Origin of the sequence: Rossellomorea marisflavi, from assembly GCF_001274775.1 — a bacterium.
In the GTDB taxonomy this organism is placed as follows: Bacteria; Bacillota; Bacilli; order Bacillales; family Bacillaceae_B; genus Rossellomorea; species Rossellomorea marisflavi.
In genome coordinates this window covers 1406401-1430415 of record NZ_LGUE01000001.1, presented here as the reverse complement: position 1 = coordinate 1430415, position 24015 = coordinate 1406401, and the positions used below count along the sequence as shown (strand labels likewise).

The following is a 24015-nucleotide window of genomic DNA, read 5'->3' as shown; positions in this document are numbered from 1 at the left end:
TTTACTGACGTTTCTTGCTTCTCGACCCAAGCATGATCAAGTAGCAGAGAAGTCCGAACAAGCAGGAGATGATGAGGGCGTGCAGGAGGGCAACTGCCAGGTTCAATCTGGTCAGAACGACGAGCGCACCGGTCGTAGCCTGCATGGTCACGAGGATCAAGGCGATGATCCATCCCCAATATACTACCTTTTGCTGTTTGTATTTCTTTACTGCCAAGACCGTCACGTATGCAATCCAGACAAAAACGAGGGCGGCAGCAGTACGATGCCCCATTTGAATCCACTCGTACATATTTGTCGGCAGCCCGATGCTTGAATTTACGCAGAACGGCCAATCCTTACATACGAGGCTTGATTCGGTGTGTCGGACGAGTGCTCCGGTGTAGACGACGAGATACGTATAGATCGTCACCCCGATTGTGTGCCATCTCATCCGCTTATCGATGATTACCTTGTCTGCTTCGAACTTTTGATCAACTTCGAAAATCAGAAGGGTCAAGAGTAATACGGAAGCGAATGAAATGAGTGATATGCCGAAGTGGATGGCTAGGACAAAATCAGATTGTCCCCATTTAACTGCCGCAGCACCGATCAATCCTTGAAGGACAAGGAAGAAAAAGGAGAGGATCGCCAAAAACTTCGTTTCACGCTTATGGCCGATCGCCTTCCACGACCAGATGGAAAGGGCCAGTAGCAGGAGTCCGACCCCGCCGGAAACAACCCTGTGCGCAAGCTCGATGACGAGCTCGATGGTAATATTATCAGGAATCAATTGTCCGTGGCAAAGGGGCCAGGAACGACCGCAGCCCATTCCGGAGCCGGTTTTCGTTACGAGTGCACCGCCCAGTAGGACAAATAACATACCGAGACTTGTAAGAACAGCAAGCCATTTTAAACCTTTATGCAAATTCTTCACCTTCTTAACTGATAGAATGCACATATGATCAGTATTGTAGTAAAATATATGCCTCTTCGATGATACCGGACCAGGCGTGAAAACTCAATAAATAAGATGTTACAGAATTTCGAGCAATTATCGACATTTTTCCAACGAACGCCGATTAAGTCTTTACATGCAGAAAGAGTGGAAAACCGGTAGTAGTTTTATCCTAATTGCTAGAATATTAAAATCTGTAAGCGCTTATCATGTATTTATGGTATGATGGTCAAAGACCCGTCCTAACTTATTTTCTTCACAATTTCTTCACATTATTGGATAAATATCTTCCAAAAACGGAAATATATATGGTTTAATATTATATTGATAGCGTCTTTACGGTTAGACGAGTCGTTTTTTGTAAACGATTTAATTGTAGGAATATGTCAAACATATCCTTTGTTATGGCGGTCGGGATCCGGCCCTCATGCGTTGGGGAGGAGGAAGTAGATGAGCAACAGTCGAACGATGACCGATGCCATGGGGGAGACTGCGTCCTCGGCATGGAAGGATTTCCTTTCATTGATTAAAATTGGGATCGTCAATTCCAATCTGATTACTACCTTTACCGGGATGTGGCTCGCCTTTTACTTTTCAGGTGCCCATTTTCTTCAATCCTTGGATATCATTTTCCTCACGCTGGTCGGTTCTTCCTTCATCATTGCCGGTTCCTGTGCAGTGAATAATGTGTACGACCGGGATATCGACCACGTGATGGACCGTACAAAGGGCAGGCCAACCGTTACAGGTAAGATCCACTCCGGTAAAGCTCTTGCCATCGGCCTGTTCATGATCTTACTCGGCACCATCATGTTATTCATGACGACCATCACAGCAGGTGTCATCGGCCTTATAGGGGTCATCTGCTACGTCCTGCTCTATACGATGTGGTCGAAGAGGAGATATGTCAGTAACACCATTGTGGGCAGTATATCCGGTGCGGTTCCCCCGTTAATCGGGTGGGCAGCGGTGGACGGTGGCTTGAGTACGACAGCATGGGTGCTTTTCCTCCTCATGTTCATCTGGCAGCCTCCACATTTTTATGCACTCGCCATGAAACGGGTTGAAGAATATCGGGCAGCCAATATCCCGATGCTTCCCGTAGTCAAAGGCTTTAAAGTGACGAAGCATCACATCGTCTGGTGGGTGGCGGCCCTTCTTCCGCTTCCATTCTTCCTGCTCGACCTTGGTCTTCCGTTCTTTATCCTTGCGACGGCATTCAATATAGGGTGGCTTGCCCTCGGACTTGCAGGCTATAAGATGAAGGATGAAATCAAATGGTCGCGCCTTATGTTTGTTTATTCACTGAACTACCTGACCATCTTGTTTGTAGCGATGGTGATTGTCACCGTCGTTTAACATAGGAATTCTTTCTTAAAAGAAATCCAAATAGATCTTTTTTTAAGTCCTTGTTTTACTCAAGAGTCTATTTTACGAAAGAGGGGTTTGATTAAGCTATGAAAGCAAGGCTATCCAAGTGGCGTCTATTCACGATCCTCGCGATGGTGGCGCTCGTCCTTTCAGGTTGCGGGGAACCGTTCCTATCCACTTTACAGCCTGCGGGTGAAGTAGCGCAGGACCAATACGATCTTATGATCCTGTCCACGTTGATCATGGTTCTCGTCATCATTGTGGTCGTCATCGTCTACATGATCGCCATCATCCGTTTTCGCAGGAAAAAAGGGGACAAAACGATTCCTAAACAGGTTGAAGGGAGTCACACACTCGAAATCATCTGGACGGTCATTCCGATCATCCTTCTGTTGATCCTGGCCGTACCGACCGTTACATCCACGTTCAAACTTGCCGATACAAAGGCGATGGACAAAAAGGATGCAGACGGGAACAGAGAAGCACTCGTGATCAATGTCCGTGCCAATCTGTACTGGTGGGAATTCGAGTATCCGGATGAGAAGATCATTACATCACAGGATCTCGTTGTGCCGACCGATCAAAGGGTTTACTTCAATGTTACAGCTTCTGACGTGAAGCATTCGTTCTGGATTCCGGCAGCAGGCGGAAAGATCGATACGAACGTGGATAACGTCAATAAGTTCTTCCTTCAATTCGATGGGGAAAAAGCGAAGGAAGCAGAAGGGCTTTTCTACGGGAAATGTGCAGAGCTTTGTGGACCGTCCCATGCATTGATGGACTTCAAGGTTAAAGCGCTTCCGCAGGAGGAATACACTGCCTGGGTTGAAGATATGAAAAATGCAGGAGAACCGGAGCCTTCCTCGGACCTTGCAAAAGAAGGACAAGAGATTTTCAACAACAAATGTCTTGCCTGTCATGCTGTTTCACCACAGGACGGTCGACCGGAGCAGGCTCGGACAGCACCTAACCTTGCCACATTCGGTGAACGTAACAGAATCGCCGGAGTCCTGGATCACAATGAAGAAGAGCTGAAAAACTGGCTCAGCGATCCGGACCAATACAAGCCTGGTAATAAGATGACAGGTACATACGGCAAATTGACCGATAATGAGATGGATGCACTTGCAGAATATCTCATGGGTCTGAAGGTACAAGATTAAAGGGGAAAGAGTAAAAGGGAGGTTTAATCGTGAGTAGCTACGCACAGAAAAAAGGCTTCGGCGCGACTCTTTGGGATTACCTGACAACAGTGGATCACAAGAAGATCGCCATCCTTTACCTCGCGGCAGGGGGATTCTTCTTCCTCGTCGGTGGTTTGGAAGCCCTTATCATACGTATACAGCTGGCGGTACCGAATAATGATTTCGTAAGCGCCGGTTTGTACAACGAAGTATTGACCATGCACGGTACGACCATGATTTTCCTGGCGGCCATGCCACTGATTTTTGCATTCATGAATGCGGTCGTCCCGCTCCAGATTGGCGCGCGTGATGTAGCATTCCCATTCCTGAACTCACTGGGCTTCTGGCTGTTCTTTGCCGGAGGGGTGTTCCTGAACATGTCCTGGTTCCTGGGCGGTGCTCCTGATGCAGGGTGGACGTCTTATGCGTCCTTATCACTAAATTCACCAGGACACGGCATCGACTTTTATGTCCTCGGGCTTCAAATATCCGGGGCCGGTACACTGATTGGGGGGATCAACTTTCTCGTCACCATTATCAATATGAGGGCTCCCGGAATGACTTATATGCGTATGCCATTGTTCACGTGGACCGTATTCGTCACATCCGCTCTCATCTTGTTCGCATTCCCGGCTCTGACAGTGGGATTATTCCTAATGTTATTCGACCGCATGTTCGGTTCTAATTTCTTCGTTGTCGCCAATGGCGGTAACACGATCATCTGGGAGCATTTCTTCTGGATCTTCGGACATCCTGAAGTATATATCCTCGTGCTTCCGGCATTCGGAATATTCTCAGAAATCATTCCTCACTTCTCGAGGAAGCGGCTATTTGGATACTCTTCCATGGTCTTTGCCACGGTATTGATCGGATTCCTCGGCTTCATGGTTTGGGCTCACCATATGTTCACAGTCGGACTAGGCCCGATCGCAAACGCCATCTTTGCCGTTGCCACCATGGCCATCGCGGTACCGACGGGGATCAAGATCTTCAACTGGCTCCTCACAATGTGGGGCGGCAGTCTCAGTTTTACGACTCCGATGCTCTATGCGGTCGCCTTCATCCCGACTTTCGTAGCGGGTGGGGTCACCGGAATCATGAACGCATCTGCGACTGCAGATTATCAGTTCCATGATACGTATTTCGTCGTTGCCCATTTCCACTATGTCATCGTAGGGGGAGTCGTATTCGCACTTCTTGCCGGAACGCACTACTACTGGCCGAAAATCTTTGGAACCATGCTGAATGACTTCTTGGGCAAGATCACGTTCTGGCTGTTCTTCATTGGTTTCCATCTTACGTTCTTCATCCAGCATTTCCTTGGGCTGATGGGAATGCCGCGCCGTATCTGGAAGTTCCTTCCTGGTCAAGGTCTTGACAATGGAAATCTGGTATCTTCCATTGGAGCAGGATTCATGGGCGTAGCCGTCATCTTCCTGCTGATCAATATCATCTCTACACAGGTGAAAGGTGTCCGGGTCGGCAATGATCCATGGGGCGACGGCCGTACCATCGAATGGGCCATTCCGTCACCGCCGCCATTCTACAACTTCAAACAGACACCGCTTATCCGTGGGTTGGATGCGTACTGGCTTGAGAAGATGGAGGGGAAAGACGGATTGACACCTGCGGAACCAATCGGTGATATCCATATGCCGAATAATTCCATCATCCCGCTCATCGTCTCACTCGGTCTGTTCATTGCGGCTTTCGGTGCCATGTATCATGTGGATGATAAAGCATGGGCTCTTCCTGTCCTCATCATCGGCATGCTGATCACACTCGGAGCGATGTTCTTCCGTTCGGTTCTTGATGATCATGGGTACCACGTCCATAAGGAAGATCTGCTTGATGACGACGACAAAGGGGGTAAGGCATAATGCATGCAGATGAAAAATTCACGCCTAAGACCTGGCCGGCCTCCCCTGAGAAGGCCACCCTTGAAGGAAAGAATAAATTTATGGGCTTCTGGTTTTTCCTTGGTGGAGAAACCGTCCTGTTCGGCTCTCTGTTTGCCACATATCTGGCACTGAAGGATAAAGTACCAAGTGATAGTCATGCGCTGGCAAAGGATATATTCGATCTGCCGCTGGCATTCCTTGCTACGATGCTCCTTTTGGTCAGCTCACTGACAAGCGTTTATGCCATGTATCACATGAAGAACTACAACGTAAAGAGGATGCAGGCCTGGTTATTGATTACAGTCCTGCTTGGAGCAGCATTCCTTGCACTGGAAATCTATGAGTTCAATCATTATGTGCATGAATATGGCCACACCTTTACTAGTTCTGCTTTCGGTTCTTCTTTCTACACCCTTGTAGGCTTCCACGGGGCTCACGTAGCCTTCGGTCTTCTTTGGATCGTCACACTCATGCTCAGGAATGCTAAAAGGGGATTGAACCTTTACAACGCTCCGAAATTCTATCTGGCTTCACTCTATTGGCATTTTATCGACGTTGTTTGGGTATTTATCTTTACAGTAGTATATTTAATGGGAATGGTGGGATAAACTGATGGCGAATCAACAATCAAATTCAGGTAACCCAAGCGTGGATTACGAGTACAGACGAAGGAAGAACAAGGAAGATATGCGGATGCAGCTCACCGCCTTCATGCTCATGATCTTCTTGACATTGATTGCGTTCATAGCTGTTGCAGGGGATTTCGATAAGTATTTCGTACTTCCTTTCATCCTGCTTCTTGCCGTGGTCCAGCTTGTATTCCAATTGTATTATTTCATGCATATGAGCCATAAAGGACATGAAGCCCCATCGCTTTTCCTGTATTCAGGTGCGCTGGTTGCCTTCATCACGATCTTGGCTTTCCTTACAATCGTTTGGATCTAAAAGAGGGAATGACCGGCCACGGAGTTTGTGGCCGGTCATTTTTCTTCGTGTTTGAACCGTACTGCCTTAATGTTCATGACTTTGTCAACAGGTCACATTGAAGTGCCTGAGGGGAGTCAGTATAATGAGGGTAAGTGCTATAAGTGAAATGGGGTGTGGAAAATGCCTTTGGGTATTTTTGGATTTATGGCGTTGTGGAGTCCATTTTTCATTGTGGCTCTTGTATTTTTAATTGCGGTCTATTTTTTGTTGACTGTCAAATGGAGAAGAAGCTTTCCGGATAGCGAACCGCTGACAAAGAAACAGGCAGTGTACTTTATATTGGGAATGCTGCTCCTCTATGTGGTCAAGGGTTCACCCGTCGAGGTGTTGAGTTCCATCTTGTTTTCAGCCCATATGACCCAGATGGCTCTGCTGTACTTGGTCGTCACCCCGCTTATCATTTTGGGAATCCCCACGTGGGTGTGGAAGGCCGTCATCAAACTTCCGGTCATCAAAGGTGTATTCGGGTTCATGACAAAACCCCTGATATCCCTTTTGTCATTCAATGTGATTTTTTCGATTTACCATATCCCGATCGTATTCGACCATGTCAGGACGGATCCGACTTCTCATGGCCTTGCCATGACGATCCTCTTTATCCTTTCGTTGTTCATGTGGTGGCCTCTCCTGAATCCGGGAGATGAGGATATTGATCTGAGCGGACTGAAAAGGATCGGATACATCCTTGGGAGCGCTGTCCTATTGACACCTGCCTGCGGATTGATTATATTTGCTGAGAATCCTTTGTATGCGCCGTACTATGACCCTCAGGAATTCATGAAAGCGTTGGCCCTTTGTGTTCCTGCGAATACCCTGGATGGCCTAAGCATCAGTGGTCCAGAATTATTTACGAATATGTCCATTGAAAACGACCAGCAGCTCGGTGGTGTCATCATGAAGATCATCCAGGAGATTGTATTCGGTGTCATGCTGTTCAATCTGTTTTTCCAATGGTACCGGAGTGATCAAGAAAAACAAGAGAAGCTGTCATATGACCCTGTCATTGATCCATCTTCAACCGAATCGTAAAAAGCAATATTTACACTAGAAAAAGCGAGGATTTGAGATTATGTCGTTACCAGTCTTACCTACGATCAGCACGAGCTTTATCGTCCTCAGTGCGATCACCGTTGCCATCGGGTGGTGGCAGATAAAGAAAAGGGAATTTGAGAAACATCAGAAGACCATGACGTTGGCAGGCATCTTTGCCCTCATCTTCTTCATCATCTATGCAAGTCGTACGATATTCATTGGGAACACTTCATTCGGTGGTCCCGATGATCTGAAGATCTATTACACGATTTTCCTCGTCTTCCATATCACATTGGCTACAGTCGGTGCGGTATTCGGGCTTATGAGCTTATGGACAGGCTATCAGGATCGTCTGAAAAGACACAGGAAACTTGGTCCGATCACGAGCATCATTTGGTTCTTTACCGCGATCACCGGTGTAGCCGTCTATTTGCTTCTGTACGTCTTTTACCATGGAGGGGAGACGACTTCCGTCATTAAGGCCATCCTTGGAAATTGATCAAACAGCCGCCAGCTTATTGGCGGTTTTTTTATTTTCACTCATTGCAGAACGGTTGTGATCGAAATCTGTGAATATCATAGGTTTATACCGAATAGTTTAAGGTGGAAGGAGGATATACGATGATACGAACCCTTGAAGAACGAGACTATAGCCAGTCCCTGCAGCTGTCAGAATACGCGTTTCAATATAAGCTATCTGAAGAGGAGCGGGAACAAAGAAGTGAACAGATGGGGGATCAGAAGATCTTTGGGATCTTCCACGATGATCACCTGGCGGCCAAGCTTCACCTCATGCCATTCCAGACTTGGTTTGGAGAACGGATGATCCCGATGGGAGGCGTGGCCGGAGTCGCCACCTACCCGGAATATAGGAGGAATGGGTATGTAAGGAAGCTCCTCCTTCATTCTCTAGAAGCAATGAAGGAAGCGGGACAGTTTATTTCCATGCTCCATCCGTTTTACATTGATTTCTACCGGAAATTCGGTTGGGAGGTATTTGCATCCTATCGCCAGATGACAGTGGATCAGAAGGAATTGAGTCCCTTATCAACCGCCACGTGTACCATTCGACGTGAAGGGGTGACCAAAGAAGTAATGGAAGCCTATGATCGATACGCAAAGAAACATAATGGGATGCTCGTTCGCACGGATGCATGGTGGAAGAAGAAAGAAGATCAGTGGCACGTAGCGACCTATCATGCCGACGAAATGGAAGGGTACATACTATACACTATCTCAGAAGGCGTGATGACCGTCGATGAATTTCTCCCACTGACCCCGGGGGCAAGGAAAGGGCTGTGGAATTTCATTTGTCAGCATGATTCCATGGTATTAACGGTTAAGGTGAAGCTGGCAGAAGGGGAGGTTTTGCCCTTGATGCTGAAAAATCCACGCATCAAGGTGGAGGACTATCCTTATTTCATGGCAAGGGTCGTGGATGTAGAGCCGTTTCTAAAAACGTATTTGCGCGATAAAGAAACATTCGAAGCCTTTACGTTGAAGGTAGTGGATCAACATGCAACTTGGAATTCAGCTGTCTGGCATCTTTCGGTGAATGGGGTGGAACGACGTGATGGCAGCCCGGCAGATGTGGAAGTGGGCATCAAGGAATTATCAGCCTTCACTTTTGGCTTTTTGAGTGCGGCCGATTTAGAGGCTATGGGTCATATCGACGCTGATGAGGTCGCCTTTCTTGAATCGGTCAGTACAACAAGGCAGACCTGCTTCCAAGATTTTTTCTGATTGAACGACAAAAGGAGCCCTTATGGGGGCTCCTTTTGCATGGTGTTACAATTTGAAGTTGAGCTTGATGATTCCAGCTTCCTTCGCGGAATTGAACAGGATCAGCAAAAACGGACCAATGACAAATCCCATGACTCCGAAGAGCTTAAGTCCGAGATACATGGCAATAAGCGTTGCCAGTGGAGAGAGTCCGATATGCGTCCCCATTACTTTGGGTTCGACCGTCCTTCTGATAATGAGAAGGACGGCGGCAAGCACGGAAAGCTGTGTACCAAGGCTGATGTCTCCCGTGATGAAGTGGTAAAGGGCCCAGGGTCCAAGTATGGCAATGGAGCCGACCAGGGGAAGGAAATCGATCAACCAGATGATGACCGACATAATGATGGCCACTTCAGGTGTGATGATGAGCAATCCGATCAACGTCACGATAAAGATCAAGATGCTGACCAGGAACTGAGCCTTGAAGAATCCGAAGAACACGCCGGTCATCCTTGAGATCATAAAGTTCACCTTTTCAGCCGTCGCATCGGTCAAATGACTGTAGATCATATGTTTGATGCGAGGAAGATCGAGCATGAACAGGAACAGGGCTATGAGGAAGACGAGAAGGCTTACCAGGAAGTTGGGTATGTATGTTAGATAAGCGCTTATCTTTTCTAGATTGAAGGACTGCAGGATTTTGGATTTGGACCGGTCCAAGAAGTGCTGCACATCATCCGAGAATTCCTTCACGACGGTATCGGGGAGGTCTTTGGATAAGTCAAGAAGACGATCCTCATACTCTTCCCAGATGTCTCCTACCTTTGAAATATAATGAGGGGTGTTTTCAACGAGTTTGACCCCTTCGCCTACGACTTTGGTTGTCACGAAATAACTGGTAACTCCCAAAAGGAGCAAAAAGAGGATAAAGATGCTCATAACCGACACCTTGCGCTTCCAATCGAATCGTCCCTGAAGCATTCTGACTGAAGGCTCAAGGATCAAGGCCGTCATGAATGCCAAGATCAATGGCAATGAAATGGGCAGGATGAAAAGGCAAAGCAGAATGAACACGATGAACAGCCCAAGATAAATCAGGAATTTTTTGTTTTTGAATCTAGCCAATGGAGTACTCCTTCCTACGTCACACTATATCTATATTATATGTGACGGATAAAAGATTGAACAGTCATTTTGCATGGTGGAAAAGAAATTCCCAACCGGCCACGGGCATAATAAAAGACTGCCCTGGGGCAGTCTTTTGTATTACCACGCAAATTCTGCTGCTTCTTTCTTAACGTCGTTCAAGAGCTTCTCGCATGACGTGATCAAATGCTTCGGGAAGGTTTCTCCTTCTCCATATTCCACGCCATGAGGGTAGTAGTGCTTGCCGAGGAGCGGTGTCATGAGCTGGATGACAGCATCGTGTTTGCCCACATCCCCTTCCACGGCGAGGCCTTGCAGGCGAAGGTAAAATATCCCTTCTCGAATTTCAAATTTACGATCATAGGTCACACGTTCATAATCCCATTGACCGGCACGGACGAGGCCGTGGGACTCCATGATGTCATCCAGTCGATTCAAGTCGACTTTAATCTCTTCAAAACCCGTTTCAGTGAAATGCATTGTATTCCCTCCTAGATGGTCAAGCGATAGCCTTTCCTTTTGAAAAGGTGCCTTATATTCTCCTATTAATAATAGTGGAAAAAACGTTTTCATGCAATGTCTTCCAGTAGAAGAAGATGGCGATTTGCGTAATGTTTTCCCCATTTTCTGAATTTTGACCCTGTCCACTTCGTGATTCCGAGAATCCTTAGTGTTGAGAGAGTGAAAAATATGCTATCCTTTAATGTAGGCAGATTGAACAAAAGGATACTACCTCTACCACCTGAAACATATAATGATAGTAAATAGAGAAGGGAGGGGGAAGATCTGAAGACCTTGCTTAGGATCGGTATCATTCTTATCATCTTTACCGTGTTTGGGATCTATCAGGACCAAAAACAGGAAAATGAACCGCTCAAGGGTCCGGACGTCCAGACGCTGGAGGACAAAGATGATCAATTGGATCAGTCGACAGAGACCCCGCCTGGAGAAAGACCAAAAACCGGCCTATCCGTTTATATCGGTAAGAACGTCAATGAAATCAAAAAAGAATTTGGAGAACCAGACCGTATAGATGACAGTGCGTTCAATTATGATTGGTGGGTTTACAATGTGCCGGATACGGAATACATACAATTCGGGGTCAGGGACAAGAAGGTGGTCTCCCTTTATGCCATCGGGAACGGCCTTGATGTTGCCCCGTATAAACTAGGACAAAAGCTTGAGGACATTTATCGATTCACCATCGTCGACTCAGAAATCGTCGTCAAATCTGATTCTGGATCCTATCAGTTTGAACTGAACGAAGAGGACCTCAATACGAGGCTGTTGGTCCCACTTGGCGATCTGTATGCCCAATTGTACCTGGACAAGTTCACCGGTGAACTATCAAGTATCCGCTTCATGGACAGTGAAACCCTTGTTGCAATGCATCCTTATGAAATGATGTATAGGGGGGAACTGGCAGAAGAGGTGCCGCCTTCTGAAGAAGAGTGGGAGGAAGTAAACGAAGCGAACGAAAAGCAGATATACGCCATCACAAATATCATGAGGAAGCAATATGGAGAATCCACACTCCAATGGGATGAAACCACGGCGAACGCCGCCAGGGGCCACAGTCGGGAAATGCACGATAAAAACTACTTTTCCCACGAATCGGATGCCATGGGTTCATTGACAGATAGACTGGATAAACAGGGTGTCCCTTATCAAACGGCTGGTGAGAATATCGCTTCCCAGTACCTTGATGGTCCTGAAGCCGTGCATGGGTGGCTGAATTCAGATGGGCACAGGAAAATCCTTTTGGACAAAGCATTCACCCATATCGGTGTCGGGGTTTACAAAGGGTACTATACCCAGAATTTCATCAAAAAGCCCGATTTACCTTAAAGAGATCCCGGATTCCCCGGGATCTTTCGTCATTTTTTGAAAATAAAGAAGGAGCCAGTCGAGTGGGCGATGACCTTACCGTCTGATCTGATCACTTTTCCTTCGACGACCATGGTCTTCGTCCCATGATGGAGAATCTGTCCTGTCGCAGTTAATTCACCGCCTGTTCCCGGTGCAAGATAATGGACATTCAGGTTGGTTGTAACGGCTCCATATCCTGAAGGGAGCGCCCGATTGGCCAATGTACCCATGATGGTATCCACCATCGTAGCCGTGATACCTCCATGCACGATCCCTAGAGAATTATGGGTAAGGGGGGTGATGGGAATTGTGAGTGTGAGGGTTTCATCCTGTTCTCCCCATTCCATTCCAAATACACCGCCAAGGAGAGGTCCCCCATCCTCCTGCTTTTTCCTCATGCCCGCCAGCATCTGACCAAGGGAGTGTAGATCCTCTTCTGATGCGTATTCCATGCATTCATTCAAAAGCTTCGCTAAATCTTCTTTCATCGTATTCCATCCTTCTTTCCTCATGCTGAATCGTCTTACATCCCGTCCATCGTACTATATCCATGATCGTTTCACCAATCTTTTTCTCCTTTCATACACTGTACTAGGTAAATGCCTGAATGGGAGGTGTGGGGAGTGGGGAAATTACATCCGAAAGTGAATGAGTTCAAGGAATTCGTCAAGAAACACCCTAAGATCATCAAGGATGTGCGCAGTGGCCAGGCAAGCTGGCAGGAATTGTTCGAAGACTGGTATCTTCTCGGAGAAGATGATACGAGGTGGAACAGCTATAGGGACAAATCCGAGCAGAAAGAAGAAAAGAAAGCAGAGGAATCCAAGAATGGATGGATGGACCAGGTCGGGGAAATCGTCAAGAAAATGGATGCCAATCAGCTGCAGAAGCATATTACCAATCTCAGTGAAGCCTTGGGTACTGTCCAGGGGGTCATCAGTCAGTTTCAATCCGGTAAGGGAGATGCAGCGCCAAGGGAAGAAACACCCAAACGGCCTTCTCACCCGTTTTCATTCAGACAGGATTAAGGAGGGGAACAGAGTTGAGAAGTGATATCATCGAATACATCCACGCAAGCGATGATCTGAAGCGGTATCTTCGGGATGCACCACAGTGGTACCGTACGCTTTCCAGGAATCCGGATCAGCTGGAAAAGTTTGAGATCGCTTCGATTCATCATTTCGAAAAAACAATCCCCCATCGGGTTCAGAAGTTTTCCAATGGCGTTCAGATGGCCACTATGATGATTTCTATGTTTCAGGCCATGAACAATGGTTGATGAGAAGAGCTCCGGATAAATATTAAAAGGATGGGGATGGCTAATAGCAAGGAGTGATGGAAGATGAAAAAAAGAACCCTTCTTGCTATTGGGCTTGTTTCCCTAACATTGTCGGGATGCCGTGATACCCCGCCTGAGCCAAAAAGTATAGCAGTTGCTGCACACGTGGAAAACAGCTTATCAGTGAAACATCTTACCCGGGGCAACGAAGTGCTCGTGGAGTGCATCGCCACGGGCGTGACGTTTACAGACAGACAAAAGGGTGCGACGGCTGGAAAGATCGTGATCAGGTCCGGTACGGCAAACGTCTATGAAGAGCATCGAACGGCTGCATTCATCATCAAAGGGATGCCCAAGGGGACCCATTTGATTGAGCTTGAAGTCGTGGGGATGGACAATAAGCCCCTGGGCATGAAGAAAAAATTCTATGTGACCATCTCATAGCATATTCGCTTCCTGCCTCTATATCTGTTAGAATACGGATATGGAGGTGGGCATGATGCTTGCTACTATTGAAAGGATGGAAATCCTGGACACTGCAGATGAACTATCTCAGATGATTTTGCAGTCAGAGGTGGTCGAGAACTATCGCAAGTGTTTATATAAAATGCAAAACAACGAAGAAACGCAGCGCAAGGTAAGGCGTTTTACCAAAATGAAGGACCTGTATGAAGAGGTTCAGCGTTTTGGCCGCTATCATCCCGATTATAAAACGGTGATGAAAGAGATCCGTGAGGTCAAGCGGGAAATGGACCTCGATGACCACGTAGCGGAGTTCCGGAGGGCCGAAAATGAACTTCAGGATCTCCTCGATGAAGTCAGTCACTTAATCGGGCATTCGGTTTCGACCAATGTCAAAGTTCCTTCTGGTAATCCCTTCTTTTCTTCAGGGGGCGGCTCCTGCGGGGGCGGCTGTGGGTCAGGTGGAAGCTGCAGTTGTTCTGCATAAAAAAAGATCAGGTGGATGCATCCACCTGATCTTTTTTATTTGAAACGGACACAATCAGGACAGAGGTTCCCACAACAGAACATTTTTTCCTGAGGCACATAGAACCGATGCCTGTACACAGAAAGGTCATCGGATGCTCTGAAAAAAATGGTTTCCGAGTGGAGCATTTTTCCACGCATGGCGCGTGCAGACCATTTCCGGATATGGTATTCCAACTCTTCCCGACTAAGCTTCGACTCTACATACAAAAAAGGGATTCCGGCTCGCTTTTGGACCTTTGCGTCCAAGATATGCTCTTGTGCCTGAAGATGGGTGAGGAACTGATGCCAAATGGTTTCGAGGTCCATCGATTTCACTCCGTTCGCATTGGGTTCACGTATCATCATGCGCTTGATTGTTTCATTCGGTTTATGCTAGACTTGAAAAAAAGTGATTCCTAAAGGGGAAGCAAAATGTTGACGGAGAGACAAGGTTTAGTTGTTTATTTACATAGTCTGAAGCATGCGAAGTCCCTACGGCGCTTCGGAAATGTGCATTATGTTTCAAGGAAGATGAAATATGTGGTCCTGTACTGCAATCAGGAAGATCTCCAAAGCATCATGGAGAAAATTTCGGGATATTCCTATGTGAAGCGGGTTGACCCTTCTCACAAGCCTTTTATCAAGTCCGTGTTTGAGAATTCACGACCGGATAAGGCGAAGGAGTACGATTATAAGATGGGCTTTTAGGAGATGCCGTGAGACGGCATCTCTTTTCTATTGCAACGGAGGGATATAGTGGTTCAATCTGAGTATGGCAATCAGATGCTGGTAATAGAGAGCCTTTTCAGGATAGAGGGTCGAAGGCTTTACATCCATCTCGATGATCGTCTTACCGAGGCGCCCGGCTGTCTCTTCAAATAGGCTGTATCGTTTGTTCGGTAGGGTGTGTGGATTGGGCACGCCTTCCCTGCAGATATAAATGGCCTGGAAACCGCCTTCTGTAGTGGGCTCCATCACGACGGCAAGTGACGTCACGACGCGGTCCTTCATATCCGTATGGAAGGCCATCATATGCTTGAGCCGGTCTCGGTTGTGTTCTGCAAGTGCCGCCAACTCATAAATATCAGAAAATCCTTCTCCTAGCTCGATAAAACGTTGAATCATGGTATTCCCCTTTTCCTTTATGTATTGAAATCCATTATTTCAAAATAGGCCATAATAGTAAAGACGCATCAAACATAAAAAGCCCTGCAGCAATACTGCAGGGTCCTTCCATATCCATTTCTGGATCGAAGGCAAAGGGAGAGGAGAAACCGGAGGAAGAACTTATGGGGAATCGTAAGTCTTCTCCGCGGTTGGCAACAACATCAGTAGAGATGCTGTTACCTACAGTATCACCAATGTTCCTTGGAATATACCTGTGATCTGAAAAAATCGGGCTGTGGCGATTCTTGTTGAAATATGATAGGATAATGAAGAAAAATACATATATGGTGGATGATTATGAGAGTAATTTCTGGAAGTTTCAAAGGTAGACAGTTGAAGGCTGTCCCGGGAAGCGGGACGAGGCCGACTACGGATAAAGTAAAGGAGTCCCTTTTCAATATGATCGGTCCCTATTTCGAGGGAGGAACGGCCCTGGATCTATTTGCGGGAAGCGGCGGCCTCGGGATCGAAGGCTTGAGCAGGGGGCTTGATAAGGTCGTGTTCGTGGACCGGGACCAACAGGCAATCAAGACGATCAAAATGAATCTGGCCGAGTTGGCGCTAGGGGATCATAGTGAAGTGTATCGCAATGACGCGGTCAGGGCTGTGAAGGCGTTGATCAAAAGGGAAATGACATTCGATTATATTTTTCTTGATCCACCCTATAAGCAGCAGAAGCTCCATGATCTGCTCACGGTCATCGATGAACATGCACTCTTGGATGAAAACGGTTCCATAGTATGTGAGCACAGTTCTGATATCAGACTGGCCGATCAGGTTGGCAGCTTGCATAAGAGTAGAGAAGAAACCTACGGGATCATCCGTATTTCCATCTTTAAACAGGAAGATTAAACGAAATCTGGAGGATAGAATCATGACCAACATTGCAGTTTGTCCGGGGAGTTTCGACCCCATTACATATGGACATTTGGATATCATCACACGCGGGGCAAAAGTGTTTGATAAAGTTCACGTCGTGGTGTTGAGCAATTCATCTAAGCAGCCATTATTCACCGTTGATGAACGGATGGAGCTGATCCGTCAATCCACGGCTCATTTACCCAATGTTGAAGTGGCTTCCTTTCAAGGGCTTCTGGTGGATTACGCCAAGAAGGTCCATGCGAGTGCCATCATCAGGGGATTGAGAGCTGTTTCCGACTTCGAGTATGAAATGCAGATTACATCCATGAACCGTGTCCTCGAAGATGAAATTGAAACCTTTTTCATCATGACCAACAATCAATATTCGTTTTTGAGCTCGAGTATCGTGAAGGAGGTTTCGAAATATGGAGCAGATATTTCAGAGCTCGTCCCGAAGCCGGTTGAAGAGGCGCTGAAACTGAAATATAAGCAGGCACGTTAAAGATTCTCACAAAAAAATCCGAACGGAACCGATATTCAATGAATGCCGGTGGCCGTTCGGATTTTATTTGTTTTCACCTTGATTTTCATGAGGATCTCAGCCTTTTGGCATATAGCAGGCAGTAAAGGAGGAGGCAGATGATTGTGAACAGGGGACCAGTCTTTGTTAGTATATCCATCGCGTCGATCCAGAAGGAACTTGTTTGCTGAGAAAATACAGGAATGGCCCCTGTAGCTTCCCCGTCGGTCAGTCGGCCAAAGAGAGGTTTGAATAAAAAGATCGTGATGAGGGCAGCAGCGACTCCATGAAGGATCCGGGCGAAAAAGAATGGTTTGAACCGGATGTCGGTCTCTGCCAAAATGCTTGCCACCTGAGCCTGGATGCTGAATCCGCTGAAGCCTAATAGGAAGCTGACCAAGACAGCCTGTTGAAATAAGCTCACCTCCGCCAATTCGCTTGTCATTTGTGACCCCAGGGTGATTTCGAATAACCCGGGTATGACAGGGATGCTCAGGTTAGGCGGAAGGTGGAAGAAAGAGAGCAGGGAAGAGATAGCTGATGACAGTACTGTCGTGATATGCAAATGATAGAGAACCTGGTTCAGTACTGAGAAGAGGATGATGAACCCTCCGATCATGAGCAGGGATTGAATGGAAGAACTCACGGCATCCCCAAGCAACTTACCGAGGGGGCGATGATCAGCCATACGGCTTTCATGGAGCCCTCTAAAGGCTTCTTTGACAGAGAATTTCCGTCGCACCGACCGCTCTGCCCCTTCATGATCATTCCTTCCATAAAACCGCATCGTCAATCCGACCACAACATTGCCGAGATAGTGTGAGAGGGCAAGGATGATGCCCAATGTGGCATTCTGGAAGAACCCGGCCGATACGGCCCCGAAGATGAAGAGTGGATTGGACGAATTGGTGAAGGAAACGAGACGCTCCGCTTCGATCCGTGATAACTGTCTTTCCTGCCGGAGCCTCGCGGTGAGCCGAGCTCCTGCCGGAAATCCCGAGGCCATTCCCATCGACCAGGCAAACCCACCGACACCAGGTACCTTGAAGAGCGGTCTCATCAACGGTTCGAGGAGTATCCCGATCAACCTGACCACACCGAATCCTATCAGTAGTTCCGATACGATAAAAAACGGCAATAAGGATGGAAAGACGATCTTCCACCAGATATCAAGGCCACGGGTGGAGGCTTGCAGCGATTCTCCCGGCATGGAAATCAGTGCGGCTGCCATCATGAGAGCGCCGCCTGATAATAATACGGTTTTCCATTTTGTCATAGTCAAACGATACCCTCCTAGAGCGTCCTGCCCTGTCTACGGATTTCCTTATAATGTGAAAGTTTGATAAAATAAAGGTAACTTGTCCTCTTAATACCCAATATACTCATAGCACTTGGAAATAGACCATATGATGTACAAACAGCATGCGGAGGGGATCGCCATGAACAGACCGAAAGTTGGATTGGCCCTTGGCTCAGGAGGGGCAAGGGGGTTTGCCCACCTTGGTGTCCTGAAAGCTTTCGTAGACGAAGGGGTCCCGGTGGATATGATCGCAGGGAGCAGTATGGGTGCTCTGGTAGGCTGTTTTTATGGAGTCGGCCATCAAATGGAGGATCTGTATAAGCTGTCCACCACATTCAGAAGAAAATACTTTTTGGATTTCACCGTCCCGAAGATGGGGTTTATTTCAGGAAAGAAAATCAAGGATTTCATCCGATTATTCACCCACCAGAAAAATATCGAAGATCTCAATCTCCCCGTCCGCGTCGTTGCCACGGATATCACGAACGGCGAAAAGGTCGTATTCTCGTCCGGGCCCATCGCCGAGGCTGTGCGAGCGAGCATCTCGATCCCGGGTGTGTTCGTTCCTGAAAGAATCAATGGGAGGATCCTTGTGGACGGCGGGGTGATTGACCGGGTCCCGGTGTCTGTGGTGAAAGAAATGGGGGCGGATATCGTCATTGGAGTGGATGTATCCCACGTAAAGCGAAATGCCGACATCACGACCGTATACGATGTCATCATGCAGAGCATTGATATCCTGCAGCTTGAGATTGTCGCGCACAGGGAGATCTCATCCGACTTCATGATCCGTCCCCATGTGGAAATGTACAGCACCAGGGCTTTCAAGAATATAGAGGAAATCATCGAGATCGGGGAGGATGAAGCAAGGAAAATCATCCCCTCCATCAAAAAAGCACTGGACGATTGGAAGGAGTAGCAACAATGAAAATGAAGACACTGATCAGGACTCTGATCATCATGACGGTCCTTATGGTGGCCGCATCATTCTATTATCTGCCCTATTATGTGACGAAGCCGGGCGATGCCCATGAACTCAGTCCGATTGTAAAAGTCGAAGATGGATATGACAGCAAGGGCGAACTGATGCTCACGACTGTCAGGATGGGAAAGGCGAATATTTTTGCCTATATCGTGGCGAGTCTGAGTAAGTATGAGCATATTTATCCCGTGGATGAAATCAGAAGCCCTCATGAAACGGATGAAGAATACAATTTAAGACAGCTTCAGCTCATGGCTGATTCCCAGAATAACGCCGTGGAAGTGGCATTCGAAAAGGCAGGAAAGCCGTATGAATTCCAATACAATGGAATCTATGTCCTGAGCATCTATCCTTCCATGCCCGCAGAAGACGTATTGAAAGCAGGGGATCGGATCACAAAGATCGATGATCAGGCCTTCCAATCGTCCAGAGAATTCATCTCGTATGTCGAAGGAAAGAAGTCGGGTGATCAAGTTGCGATCACGTTTAAGCGTAACGGGAAGACAGAAACGGCTGAAGTCCCCCTGCAGGAGTTTCCTGATATGAAAGATAAAGTCGGTCTCGGGATCACCCTCACGGACGACAAGGAAATCATCACCAATCCGAAGGTGAAGCTGAAGACCGAAGATATTGGTGGTCCTTCTGCTGGTTTGATGTTCAGCCTGGAAATCTATGATCAGCTCACGAAAGGTGATTTGACGAAAGGGCATGATATTGCCGGCACTGGGACCATTTCTGAAGATGGTACCGTGGGACGGATCGGTGGAATTGAACAGAAGGTTGTTGCAGCAGACAAAGCAGGTGCAGAATACTTCCTGGCCCCGGACGAAACGATCACTAAAGAAATGAAAAAGGAATACCCCGACCTGGAGTCGAACTATAAAGGGGCCGTCAGGACGGCAAAGGATATCGATACCAGCATGAAGATCATACCGGTCAAGTCATTCGATGAGGCGATCGCATTCCTTCAAACGTTAAAAGCAAAAAAAAGCTGATCCCGCCGGGGGTCAGCTTTTTTGTAATTGGAGGGGAGGGGTGGACCATTCCTTTTTCATGGATTCCATTCGAGCATCCGGTCCTTTCAGGCCCATGGAAAAAATATTCGCTGCCCTGATATCAAGGGCAGCCTCAACCGGGTCGGCACTGGAAAGCTTGCTGATCAGTGGAAGGGAAATAGCTTTTTTGTGCAACCTTAGATACTCACGGCCAGAGGCACTCATGGCAAGAAGTCTGATGTAAGACGGACGACTGCTGCGGGCACTCATTTCTTCTTTAGTGACGTTCATCAGGATATGAAGGAGCATCCGTTGTAGCCTTGTCCATGTATAACGCTTTGATTTCAATCTGTTCATACACTCGGTGAAACTTGAAGATCGACTGGCACATTCCACGATGCGGTGTTCGATTCCTTCTTCAATTTCATATATCCTCCGGAGTTGATCGATCGGGGTGGAGAGGATCTTATATTGAAGCAGCGGCCAATAGTCTTCCCACCGATGAAGAGAGCCATATGTATCTTCATATGCTTTGAGGGCGCGCATGCTCTCAGGGGGCAAGAGCGAGCGGATCTCCCCCGGGTCCCCATCACCGAAAAGGGCTTTCCTTATACTCGTTGCACTCGCGATCGATGGAGAAGCGAAATGTTCATCATGATAGTCAGCGGCCTTCCTGGTAACGGTATAAGCCTTCATCCCGCTGTCGATCTCATCCCTTGCCTGGATATAGTGGAAGCCCAAGATATTATTGGGCTTGCTCAGATCGATGAAGGGCTCTTTCAATCCGAGGGAAAGGAATGCTTTTGAGAGGGCGGCGGGATAGCTCAATCCTTCCTTAGAATACTTCCTGATAGCCGCATTGTACTCTGCCTGCCTTGTCTGGAGCGTATTCGCCGTCCCTTCAAAGGTTTCAATATTTCCATCCTCACTTCCAAAACAGAAGCTTGAACACCCGACAGAATCAAGAAGGGATACCGCTCCCTTCGCGAAAACCGATGAATGCTGGGTCGCAAAGCTGTATGGGAGTTCGATTACGAGATCCACTCCCGCGTGCAGTGCCATGCCGGCCCTCTCCCATTTGCCGAGGAGTGCAGGCTCCCCGCGCTGAAGAAAATAACCGCTCATGACGGCTACGGTGACATCGGCACCCGTCAATTCCTTGGTCATTTCCAGATGGTGCAAATGGCCGTTATGAAATGGATTGTACTCGACTATGATTCCTGTTGCATTCAATATACGATCATCCTTTCCGTTTCTCATGGATATAGGTGGTGCTCCTTTTCCCATTATACCCGAAGATACTCCAGCACCTCCAAAACGCACCGTAAAGGAATATGAGAAAATATTTGAAACCAGTCCGATATAAACGTTATAATAGCAACACTGACGTTGAAAAGCGTGTAAAGAAAAAATATTGACAAACGGTATTATGAAAGCTATAATTACCTTTGTTGCCTTGAGGTGATGACAAATTGAAATGGTCAATCATTCAATTACAAAAGTACAGAGATAAAGGAATGCCGATTGATGAAACGGTTGATCTCAACGATATAAAAGAGATTGATCCGCAAGTCATCAGAGTTTCCCCGATCCATGTGACAGGCAGGGCCGACATCGCTTCAAATCGTGTCACCTTCCACCTGCATATTGAAGGGAAATTGGTTCTTCCATGCTCAAGAACCCTCGTCGAAGTGGATGTGCCTGTCGACCTCCATACGATTGAAACGTACCTTCTCGATGAACGGGAGTACGACATGTATGAGGAAGAGGAAATACATCGCATTGAAGGGGACGTAATTGACCTAAAACCAGCTATAAGAGAGTTGCTGATACTTGAGATTCCCATGCAGGTACTCAGTGATGAAGCGAGGGAACAGAATGAAATGCCTTCCGGTAAAGACTGGGAAGTAATGACGGAAGAACAGGCTCATGCTGTCGATAAAGAGGAAGAGAAGAAAGTAGATCCTCGTCTCGCTGACTTGGCAAAACTTCTTGATCAAAACAAGAAATCTTAAAAGCGAAGTACCAGTTCGTTCTGGCTTCATAGACGACTATCTTTTAAGGAGGTGGGAAGAATGGCAGTACCTTTTAGAAGAACATCTAAAACAGCAAAAAGACAACGTCGTACACACTTCAAACTCAGTGTACCAGGTATGGTAGCATGCCCAAACTGTGGTGAAATGAAACTTGCACACCGTGTTTGCAAAGAGTGCGGAACGTATAAAGGTAAAGAAGTAGTAAGCAAATAATTGCCGACTGCTGCAAAAGCGTGAAGAGACCATGGCTCTTCACGCTTTTTTGCATAGATAAAATGATTATAAGGAGAGAACAGACGTGGGATCGTTTATAATGCACACTAATGAAAGCGGAATCATGAGGTTTGTCTTGAATCGTCCCGAAAAGCGGAACGCCATCAACTTCGATTTGATCGAGGCTTTTTCCCGATGCCTGGATGAATGTGAAAAAGGGGAAGTGAAGATGCTCCTACTAACCGGTGCGGGAACAGATTCATTTTGTTCAGGAGGCGACCTCTCTGCATTCCACGGGCTTAAGACGGAAGAAGAGAGCTACGGCATGCTCAGGAAGATGGGGGATGTACTGGTCCGTCTGGCGTTCCTGCCCATTCCAACATTGGCACTGGTCAATGGTACAGCTGTAGGTGGAGGCTGTGAAATCGCGGCAGCCTGTGATCTGCGGATCGCGGCCGATGATGTGAAGATGGGGTTCGTCCAAGGGAGACTGGGCATTTCCACAGGGTGGGGCGGCGGCACCCTGCTCCATGAGAGGATTTCTTCTCCACGCGCCATGGAGCTTTTGATGACCGGGACCATCAAGAGTGCAGAAACCTTGTATGACTACGGATTCATCAATGCTTTGGTGAGTTCCGCCCATAGATTGGAAGACCACCCGATCGTAACAAGCATGGAAGAGAAGAGTATAGGGACACTGAAAGCATATAAACAGCAGCTACTCGACCGCTGGGACAAGGCTGTCCTGATGGAAAATATAGAGAGGGAGATCCGGCGATGTTCCAAGCTCTGGGCGTCAGACGACCACCATCAAGCGGTGGAAAGATTCTTGAACAAAAAGTAGGAAGAGCGATTCTATCTACTCTAGTAAGGGCATAAGTATGGGTATATGGATTTTACAGGAGGAGATGGAGATGTCTTCGAATAGACAGGACGCTTGGAACCAGGATGAGGATGTGTTGTTGGCGGAAGTGGTCTTGAGATATATAAGGGATGGAGGCACACAGCTTCAGGCCTTTGAAGAGGTGGGGAAGAAACTTTCAAGGACTTCAGCCGCCTGTGGATTCCGGTGGAACTCTTTCGTGCGCAAGCAATACAAATCAGGAATCGAGCTTGCGAAGAACCAGCGGAAACAAACCAAAAGGGGTGCCCCTCAAGTTAAAAAAGAAGCCTCTCCTGAAGTGGAACAGATCAAAGAAGCAACAGACCTGTCGGTTGAGAGCATCATTCACTATTTACAACGAGCCGAGGAGTCTGTACGTCATGAAGAAGAGATCAGGAGTGAAAATCAAAAACTCCTTAACCAAATCGATCAGCTTCAGGAAAAAATGAAAGAAATTGAAACGCAGCTCTATAATTATGAGTCGAAATATTCTCTTCTTGAAGAGGACCACAAATCCCTTCTGGCCATATTCGAAAAAGCAAGGAAGATGGCCCTTTTGCAGGGAAATGAAGATAAAGTCAAATTCCAGATGGATAAAAACGGGAATCTCCAGCGGTTAAATAAGTAAAAAAATCCGAACCCCCGGAATGTCGGGAAGGTT

General features: G+C 47.2%; 30 protein-coding genes. 22 read left to right on the top strand and 8 right to left on the bottom strand.

The genetic code is table 11. From position 1 onward, the window contains the following. Nucleotide 1: 1 nt before the first annotated feature. A complete protein-coding gene (locus tag AF331_RS07170) occupies nt 2-907 on the bottom strand; it encodes a COX15/CtaA family protein (RefSeq protein ID WP_053427410.1) in 906 nt (301 codons plus the stop codon). A gap of 480 nt (nt 908-1387) precedes the next feature. Here AF331_RS07170 and cyoE point away from each other — a divergent pair, with 480 nt between their 5' ends. The 8 genes from cyoE (at nt 1388) to AF331_RS07130 (ending at nt 9155) form a co-directional block, all read left to right on the top strand. Beyond that, nucleotides 1388-2296: a heme o synthase gene (gene cyoE, locus AF331_RS07165; RefSeq protein WP_053427409.1), complete on the top strand. Its 909-nt coding sequence runs from the start codon at nt 1388-1390 to the stop codon at nt 2294-2296. Between the two features lie 98 nt (nt 2297-2394). Then, nucleotides 2395-3471, top strand: coding sequence for a cytochrome c oxidase subunit II (gene coxB, locus AF331_RS07160; RefSeq protein ID WP_053427408.1), 1077 nt, complete (start codon nt 2395-2397; stop codon nt 3469-3471). Between the two features lie 29 nt (nt 3472-3500). Next, nucleotides 3501-5372: a cytochrome c oxidase subunit I gene (ctaD, locus tag AF331_RS07155; RefSeq protein WP_053427407.1), complete on the top strand. Its 1872-nt coding sequence runs from the start codon at nt 3501-3503 to the stop codon at nt 5370-5372. Next, a complete protein-coding gene (locus AF331_RS07150; RefSeq protein WP_053427406.1) occupies nt 5372-6001 on the top strand; it encodes a cytochrome (ubi)quinol oxidase subunit III in 630 nt (209 codons plus the stop codon). The genes ctaD and AF331_RS07150 overlap by 1 nt, the downstream gene beginning before the upstream one ends. 4 nt (nt 6002-6005) lie before the next feature. Continuing rightward, complete coding sequence (gene ctaF, locus AF331_RS07145; RefSeq protein ID WP_053427405.1) at nt 6006-6338, top strand: cytochrome c oxidase subunit IVB; 333 nt, start codon at nt 6006-6008, stop codon at nt 6336-6338. A gap of 162 nt (nt 6339-6500) precedes the next feature. Beyond that, a complete protein-coding gene (gene ctaG / locus AF331_RS07140) occupies nt 6501-7409 on the top strand; it encodes a cytochrome c oxidase assembly factor CtaG (protein ID WP_053427404.1) in 909 nt (302 codons plus the stop codon). A 40-nt stretch (nt 7410-7449) separates the two neighbouring features. Further along, nucleotides 7450-7911 (top strand): DUF420 domain-containing protein, encoded by a 462-nt coding sequence (locus AF331_RS07135; RefSeq protein WP_053427403.1) that lies wholly within the window; start codon nt 7450-7452, stop codon nt 7909-7911. Between the two features lie 122 nt (nt 7912-8033). Beyond that, the gene (locus AF331_RS07130) at nt 8034-9155 is read left to right on the top strand and encodes a GNAT family N-acetyltransferase (RefSeq protein ID WP_053427402.1); all 1122 of its coding nucleotides are present in this window, start codon (nt 8034-8036) and stop codon (nt 9153-9155) included. 45 nt (nt 9156-9200) lie between these two features. On the opposite strand, the gene ytvI is transcribed toward AF331_RS07130, so the two are convergent. Together ytvI and AF331_RS07120 are read right to left on the bottom strand one after the other, a co-directional pair. Continuing rightward, a complete protein-coding gene (gene ytvI, locus AF331_RS07125) occupies nt 9201-10259 on the bottom strand; it encodes a sporulation integral membrane protein YtvI (RefSeq protein ID WP_053427401.1) in 1059 nt (352 codons plus the stop codon). A gap of 141 nt (nt 10260-10400) precedes the next feature. Further along, nucleotides 10401-10760: a YugN family protein gene (locus tag AF331_RS07120; protein ID WP_053427400.1), complete on the bottom strand. Its 360-nt coding sequence runs from the start codon at nt 10758-10760 to the stop codon at nt 10401-10403. Nucleotides 10761-11075: 315 nt separating this feature from the next. Here AF331_RS07120 and AF331_RS07115 point away from each other — a divergent pair, with 315 nt between their 5' ends. Further along, nucleotides 11076-12128 (top strand): CAP domain-containing protein, encoded by a 1053-nt coding sequence (locus AF331_RS07115; RefSeq protein ID WP_235576329.1) that lies wholly within the window; start codon nt 11076-11078, stop codon nt 12126-12128. A gap of 29 nt (nt 12129-12157) precedes the next feature. Here the strand turns inward: AF331_RS07115 and AF331_RS07110 are convergent, their stop codons facing one another. Beyond that, nucleotides 12158-12637, bottom strand: coding sequence for a PaaI family thioesterase (locus tag AF331_RS07110; protein WP_053427820.1), 480 nt, complete (start codon nt 12635-12637; stop codon nt 12158-12160). A gap of 135 nt (nt 12638-12772) precedes the next feature. On the opposite strand from AF331_RS07110, the gene AF331_RS07105 reads away from it, so the two are divergent. The 4 genes from AF331_RS07105 (at nt 12773) to AF331_RS07090 (ending at nt 14377) form a co-directional block, all read left to right on the top strand. Beyond that, the gene (locus AF331_RS07105) at nt 12773-13177 is read left to right on the top strand and encodes a YlbD family protein (RefSeq protein ID WP_235563585.1); all 405 of its coding nucleotides are present in this window, start codon (nt 12773-12775) and stop codon (nt 13175-13177) included. A gap of 14 nt (nt 13178-13191) precedes the next feature. Beyond that, nucleotides 13192-13428: a YlbE-like family protein gene (locus AF331_RS07100; protein WP_053427398.1), complete on the top strand. Its 237-nt coding sequence runs from the start codon at nt 13192-13194 to the stop codon at nt 13426-13428. Between the two features lie 63 nt (nt 13429-13491). Next, nucleotides 13492-13872: a hypothetical protein gene (locus AF331_RS07095; RefSeq protein WP_053427397.1), complete on the top strand. Its 381-nt coding sequence runs from the start codon at nt 13492-13494 to the stop codon at nt 13870-13872. A gap of 55 nt (nt 13873-13927) precedes the next feature. Then, nucleotides 13928-14377, top strand: coding sequence for a YlbF/YmcA family competence regulator (locus AF331_RS07090; protein ID WP_053427396.1), 450 nt, complete (start codon nt 13928-13930; stop codon nt 14375-14377). Nucleotides 14378-14412: 35 nt separating this feature from the next. On the opposite strand, the gene AF331_RS22330 is transcribed toward AF331_RS07090, so the two are convergent. Beyond that, nucleotides 14413-14763, bottom strand: coding sequence for a hypothetical protein (locus AF331_RS22330; protein ID WP_160316495.1), 351 nt, complete (start codon nt 14761-14763; stop codon nt 14413-14415). A gap of 66 nt (nt 14764-14829) precedes the next feature. Between AF331_RS22330 and AF331_RS07080 the strand changes: the two genes are divergently transcribed. Continuing rightward, the gene (locus AF331_RS07080; RefSeq protein WP_053427394.1) at nt 14830-15105 is read left to right on the top strand and encodes a YlbG family protein; all 276 of its coding nucleotides are present in this window, start codon (nt 14830-14832) and stop codon (nt 15103-15105) included. Between the two features lie 27 nt (nt 15106-15132). On the opposite strand, the gene AF331_RS07075 is transcribed toward AF331_RS07080, so the two are convergent. Continuing rightward, nucleotides 15133-15522 (bottom strand): DUF7147 family protein, encoded by a 390-nt coding sequence (locus tag AF331_RS07075; RefSeq protein ID WP_053427393.1) that lies wholly within the window; start codon nt 15520-15522, stop codon nt 15133-15135. Nucleotides 15523-15861: 339 nt separating this feature from the next. Between AF331_RS07075 and rsmD the strand changes: the two genes are divergently transcribed. Together rsmD and coaD are read left to right on the top strand one after the other, a co-directional pair. Then, complete coding sequence (gene rsmD / locus AF331_RS07070) at nt 15862-16416, top strand: 16S rRNA (guanine(966)-N(2))-methyltransferase RsmD (RefSeq protein ID WP_053427392.1); 555 nt, start codon at nt 15862-15864, stop codon at nt 16414-16416. Nucleotides 16417-16438: 22 nt separating this feature from the next. Then, nucleotides 16439-16927, top strand: a complete 489-nt coding sequence (gene coaD / locus AF331_RS07065; protein WP_053427391.1) for a pantetheine-phosphate adenylyltransferase — start codon at nt 16439-16441, stop codon at nt 16925-16927. Between the two features lie 85 nt (nt 16928-17012). On the opposite strand, the gene ylbJ is transcribed toward coaD, so the two are convergent. Continuing rightward, nucleotides 17013-18227 carry a sporulation integral membrane protein YlbJ gene (gene ylbJ, locus AF331_RS07060; RefSeq protein ID WP_152915549.1) on the bottom strand — a complete coding sequence of 405 codons (1215 nt, stop codon included), beginning with the start codon at nt 18225-18227 and terminating at the stop codon, nt 17013-17015. A 157-nt stretch (nt 18228-18384) separates the two neighbouring features. Between ylbJ and AF331_RS07055 the strand changes: the two genes are divergently transcribed. Beyond that, complete coding sequence (locus AF331_RS07055) at nt 18385-19164, top strand: patatin-like phospholipase family protein (protein WP_053427819.1); 780 nt, start codon at nt 18385-18387, stop codon at nt 19162-19164. Between the two features lie 5 nt (nt 19165-19169). After that, the gene (locus AF331_RS07050; RefSeq protein WP_053427389.1) at nt 19170-20222 is read left to right on the top strand and encodes a SepM family pheromone-processing serine protease; all 1053 of its coding nucleotides are present in this window, start codon (nt 19170-19172) and stop codon (nt 20220-20222) included. 12 nt (nt 20223-20234) lie between these two features. Here the strand turns inward: AF331_RS07050 and AF331_RS07045 are convergent, their stop codons facing one another. After that, nucleotides 20235-21455, bottom strand: a complete 1221-nt coding sequence (locus tag AF331_RS07045) for a nucleotidyltransferase (protein WP_053427818.1) — start codon at nt 21453-21455, stop codon at nt 20235-20237. A gap of 239 nt (nt 21456-21694) precedes the next feature. Between AF331_RS07045 and AF331_RS07040 the strand changes: the two genes are divergently transcribed. From AF331_RS07040 to AF331_RS07030, 4 genes are all read left to right on the top strand, one after another. Beyond that, nucleotides 21695-22237, top strand: a complete 543-nt coding sequence (locus AF331_RS07040; RefSeq protein ID WP_053427388.1) for a YceD family protein — start codon at nt 21695-21697, stop codon at nt 22235-22237. Nucleotides 22238-22297: 60 nt separating this feature from the next. Continuing rightward, nucleotides 22298-22471 (top strand): 50S ribosomal protein L32, encoded by a 174-nt coding sequence (rpmF, locus tag AF331_RS21795; RefSeq protein ID WP_034755898.1) that lies wholly within the window; start codon nt 22298-22300, stop codon nt 22469-22471. 100 nt (nt 22472-22571) lie between these two features. Beyond that, nucleotides 22572-23315 carry an enoyl-CoA hydratase/isomerase family protein gene (locus AF331_RS07035; protein WP_053427387.1) on the top strand — a complete coding sequence of 248 codons (744 nt, stop codon included), beginning with the start codon at nt 22572-22574 and terminating at the stop codon, nt 23313-23315. A gap of 70 nt (nt 23316-23385) precedes the next feature. Further along, nucleotides 23386-23982 (top strand): RsfA family transcriptional regulator, encoded by a 597-nt coding sequence (locus tag AF331_RS07030; RefSeq protein ID WP_053427386.1) that lies wholly within the window; start codon nt 23386-23388, stop codon nt 23980-23982. The last annotated feature ends 33 nt before the right edge of the window (nt 23983-24015 follow it).

Coding starts and splice junctions, on each gene's coding strand:
- cyoE (WP_053427409.1), top strand. CDS start 1,388: ATGAGCAACAGTCGAACGATGACCGATGCCATGGGGGAGACTGCGTCC.
- coxB (WP_053427408.1), top strand. CDS start 2,395: ATGAAAGCAAGGCTATCCAAGTGGCGTCTATTCACGATCCTCGCGATG.
- AF331_RS07150 (WP_053427406.1), top strand. CDS start 5,372: ATGCATGCAGATGAAAAATTCACGCCTAAGACCTGGCCGGCCTCCCCT.
- ctaF (WP_053427405.1), top strand. CDS start 6,006: ATGGCGAATCAACAATCAAATTCAGGTAACCCAAGCGTGGATTACGAG.
- ctaG (WP_053427404.1), top strand. CDS start 6,501: ATGCCTTTGGGTATTTTTGGATTTATGGCGTTGTGGAGTCCATTTTTC.
- AF331_RS07135 (WP_053427403.1), top strand. CDS start 7,450: ATGTCGTTACCAGTCTTACCTACGATCAGCACGAGCTTTATCGTCCTC.
- AF331_RS07130 (WP_053427402.1), top strand. CDS start 8,034: ATGATACGAACCCTTGAAGAACGAGACTATAGCCAGTCCCTGCAGCTG.
- AF331_RS07120 (WP_053427400.1), bottom strand. CDS start 10,760: ATGCATTTCACTGAAACGGGTTTTGAAGAGATTAAAGTCGACTTGAAT.
- AF331_RS07110 (WP_053427820.1), bottom strand. CDS start 12,637: ATGAAAGAAGATTTAGCGAAGCTTTTGAATGAATGCATGGAATACGCA.
- AF331_RS07095 (WP_053427397.1), top strand. CDS start 13,492: ATGAAAAAAAGAACCCTTCTTGCTATTGGGCTTGTTTCCCTAACATTG.
- AF331_RS07090 (WP_053427396.1), top strand. CDS start 13,928: ATGCTTGCTACTATTGAAAGGATGGAAATCCTGGACACTGCAGATGAA.
- AF331_RS22330 (WP_160316495.1), bottom strand. CDS start 14,763: ATGATGATACGTGAACCCAATGCGAACGGAGTGAAATCGATGGACCTC.
- AF331_RS07080 (WP_053427394.1), top strand. CDS start 14,830: ATGTTGACGGAGAGACAAGGTTTAGTTGTTTATTTACATAGTCTGAAG.
- AF331_RS07075 (WP_053427393.1), bottom strand. CDS start 15,522: ATGATTCAACGTTTTATCGAGCTAGGAGAAGGATTTTCTGATATTTAT.
- rsmD (WP_053427392.1), top strand. CDS start 15,862: ATGAGAGTAATTTCTGGAAGTTTCAAAGGTAGACAGTTGAAGGCTGTC.
- coaD (WP_053427391.1), top strand. CDS start 16,439: ATGACCAACATTGCAGTTTGTCCGGGGAGTTTCGACCCCATTACATAT.
- AF331_RS07055 (WP_053427819.1), top strand. CDS start 18,385: ATGAACAGACCGAAAGTTGGATTGGCCCTTGGCTCAGGAGGGGCAAGG.
- AF331_RS07050 (WP_053427389.1), top strand. CDS start 19,170: ATGAAAATGAAGACACTGATCAGGACTCTGATCATCATGACGGTCCTT.
- rpmF (WP_034755898.1), top strand. CDS start 22,298: ATGGCAGTACCTTTTAGAAGAACATCTAAAACAGCAAAAAGACAACGT.
- AF331_RS07035 (WP_053427387.1), top strand. CDS start 22,572: ATGCACACTAATGAAAGCGGAATCATGAGGTTTGTCTTGAATCGTCCC.
- AF331_RS07030 (WP_053427386.1), top strand. CDS start 23,386: ATGTCTTCGAATAGACAGGACGCTTGGAACCAGGATGAGGATGTGTTG.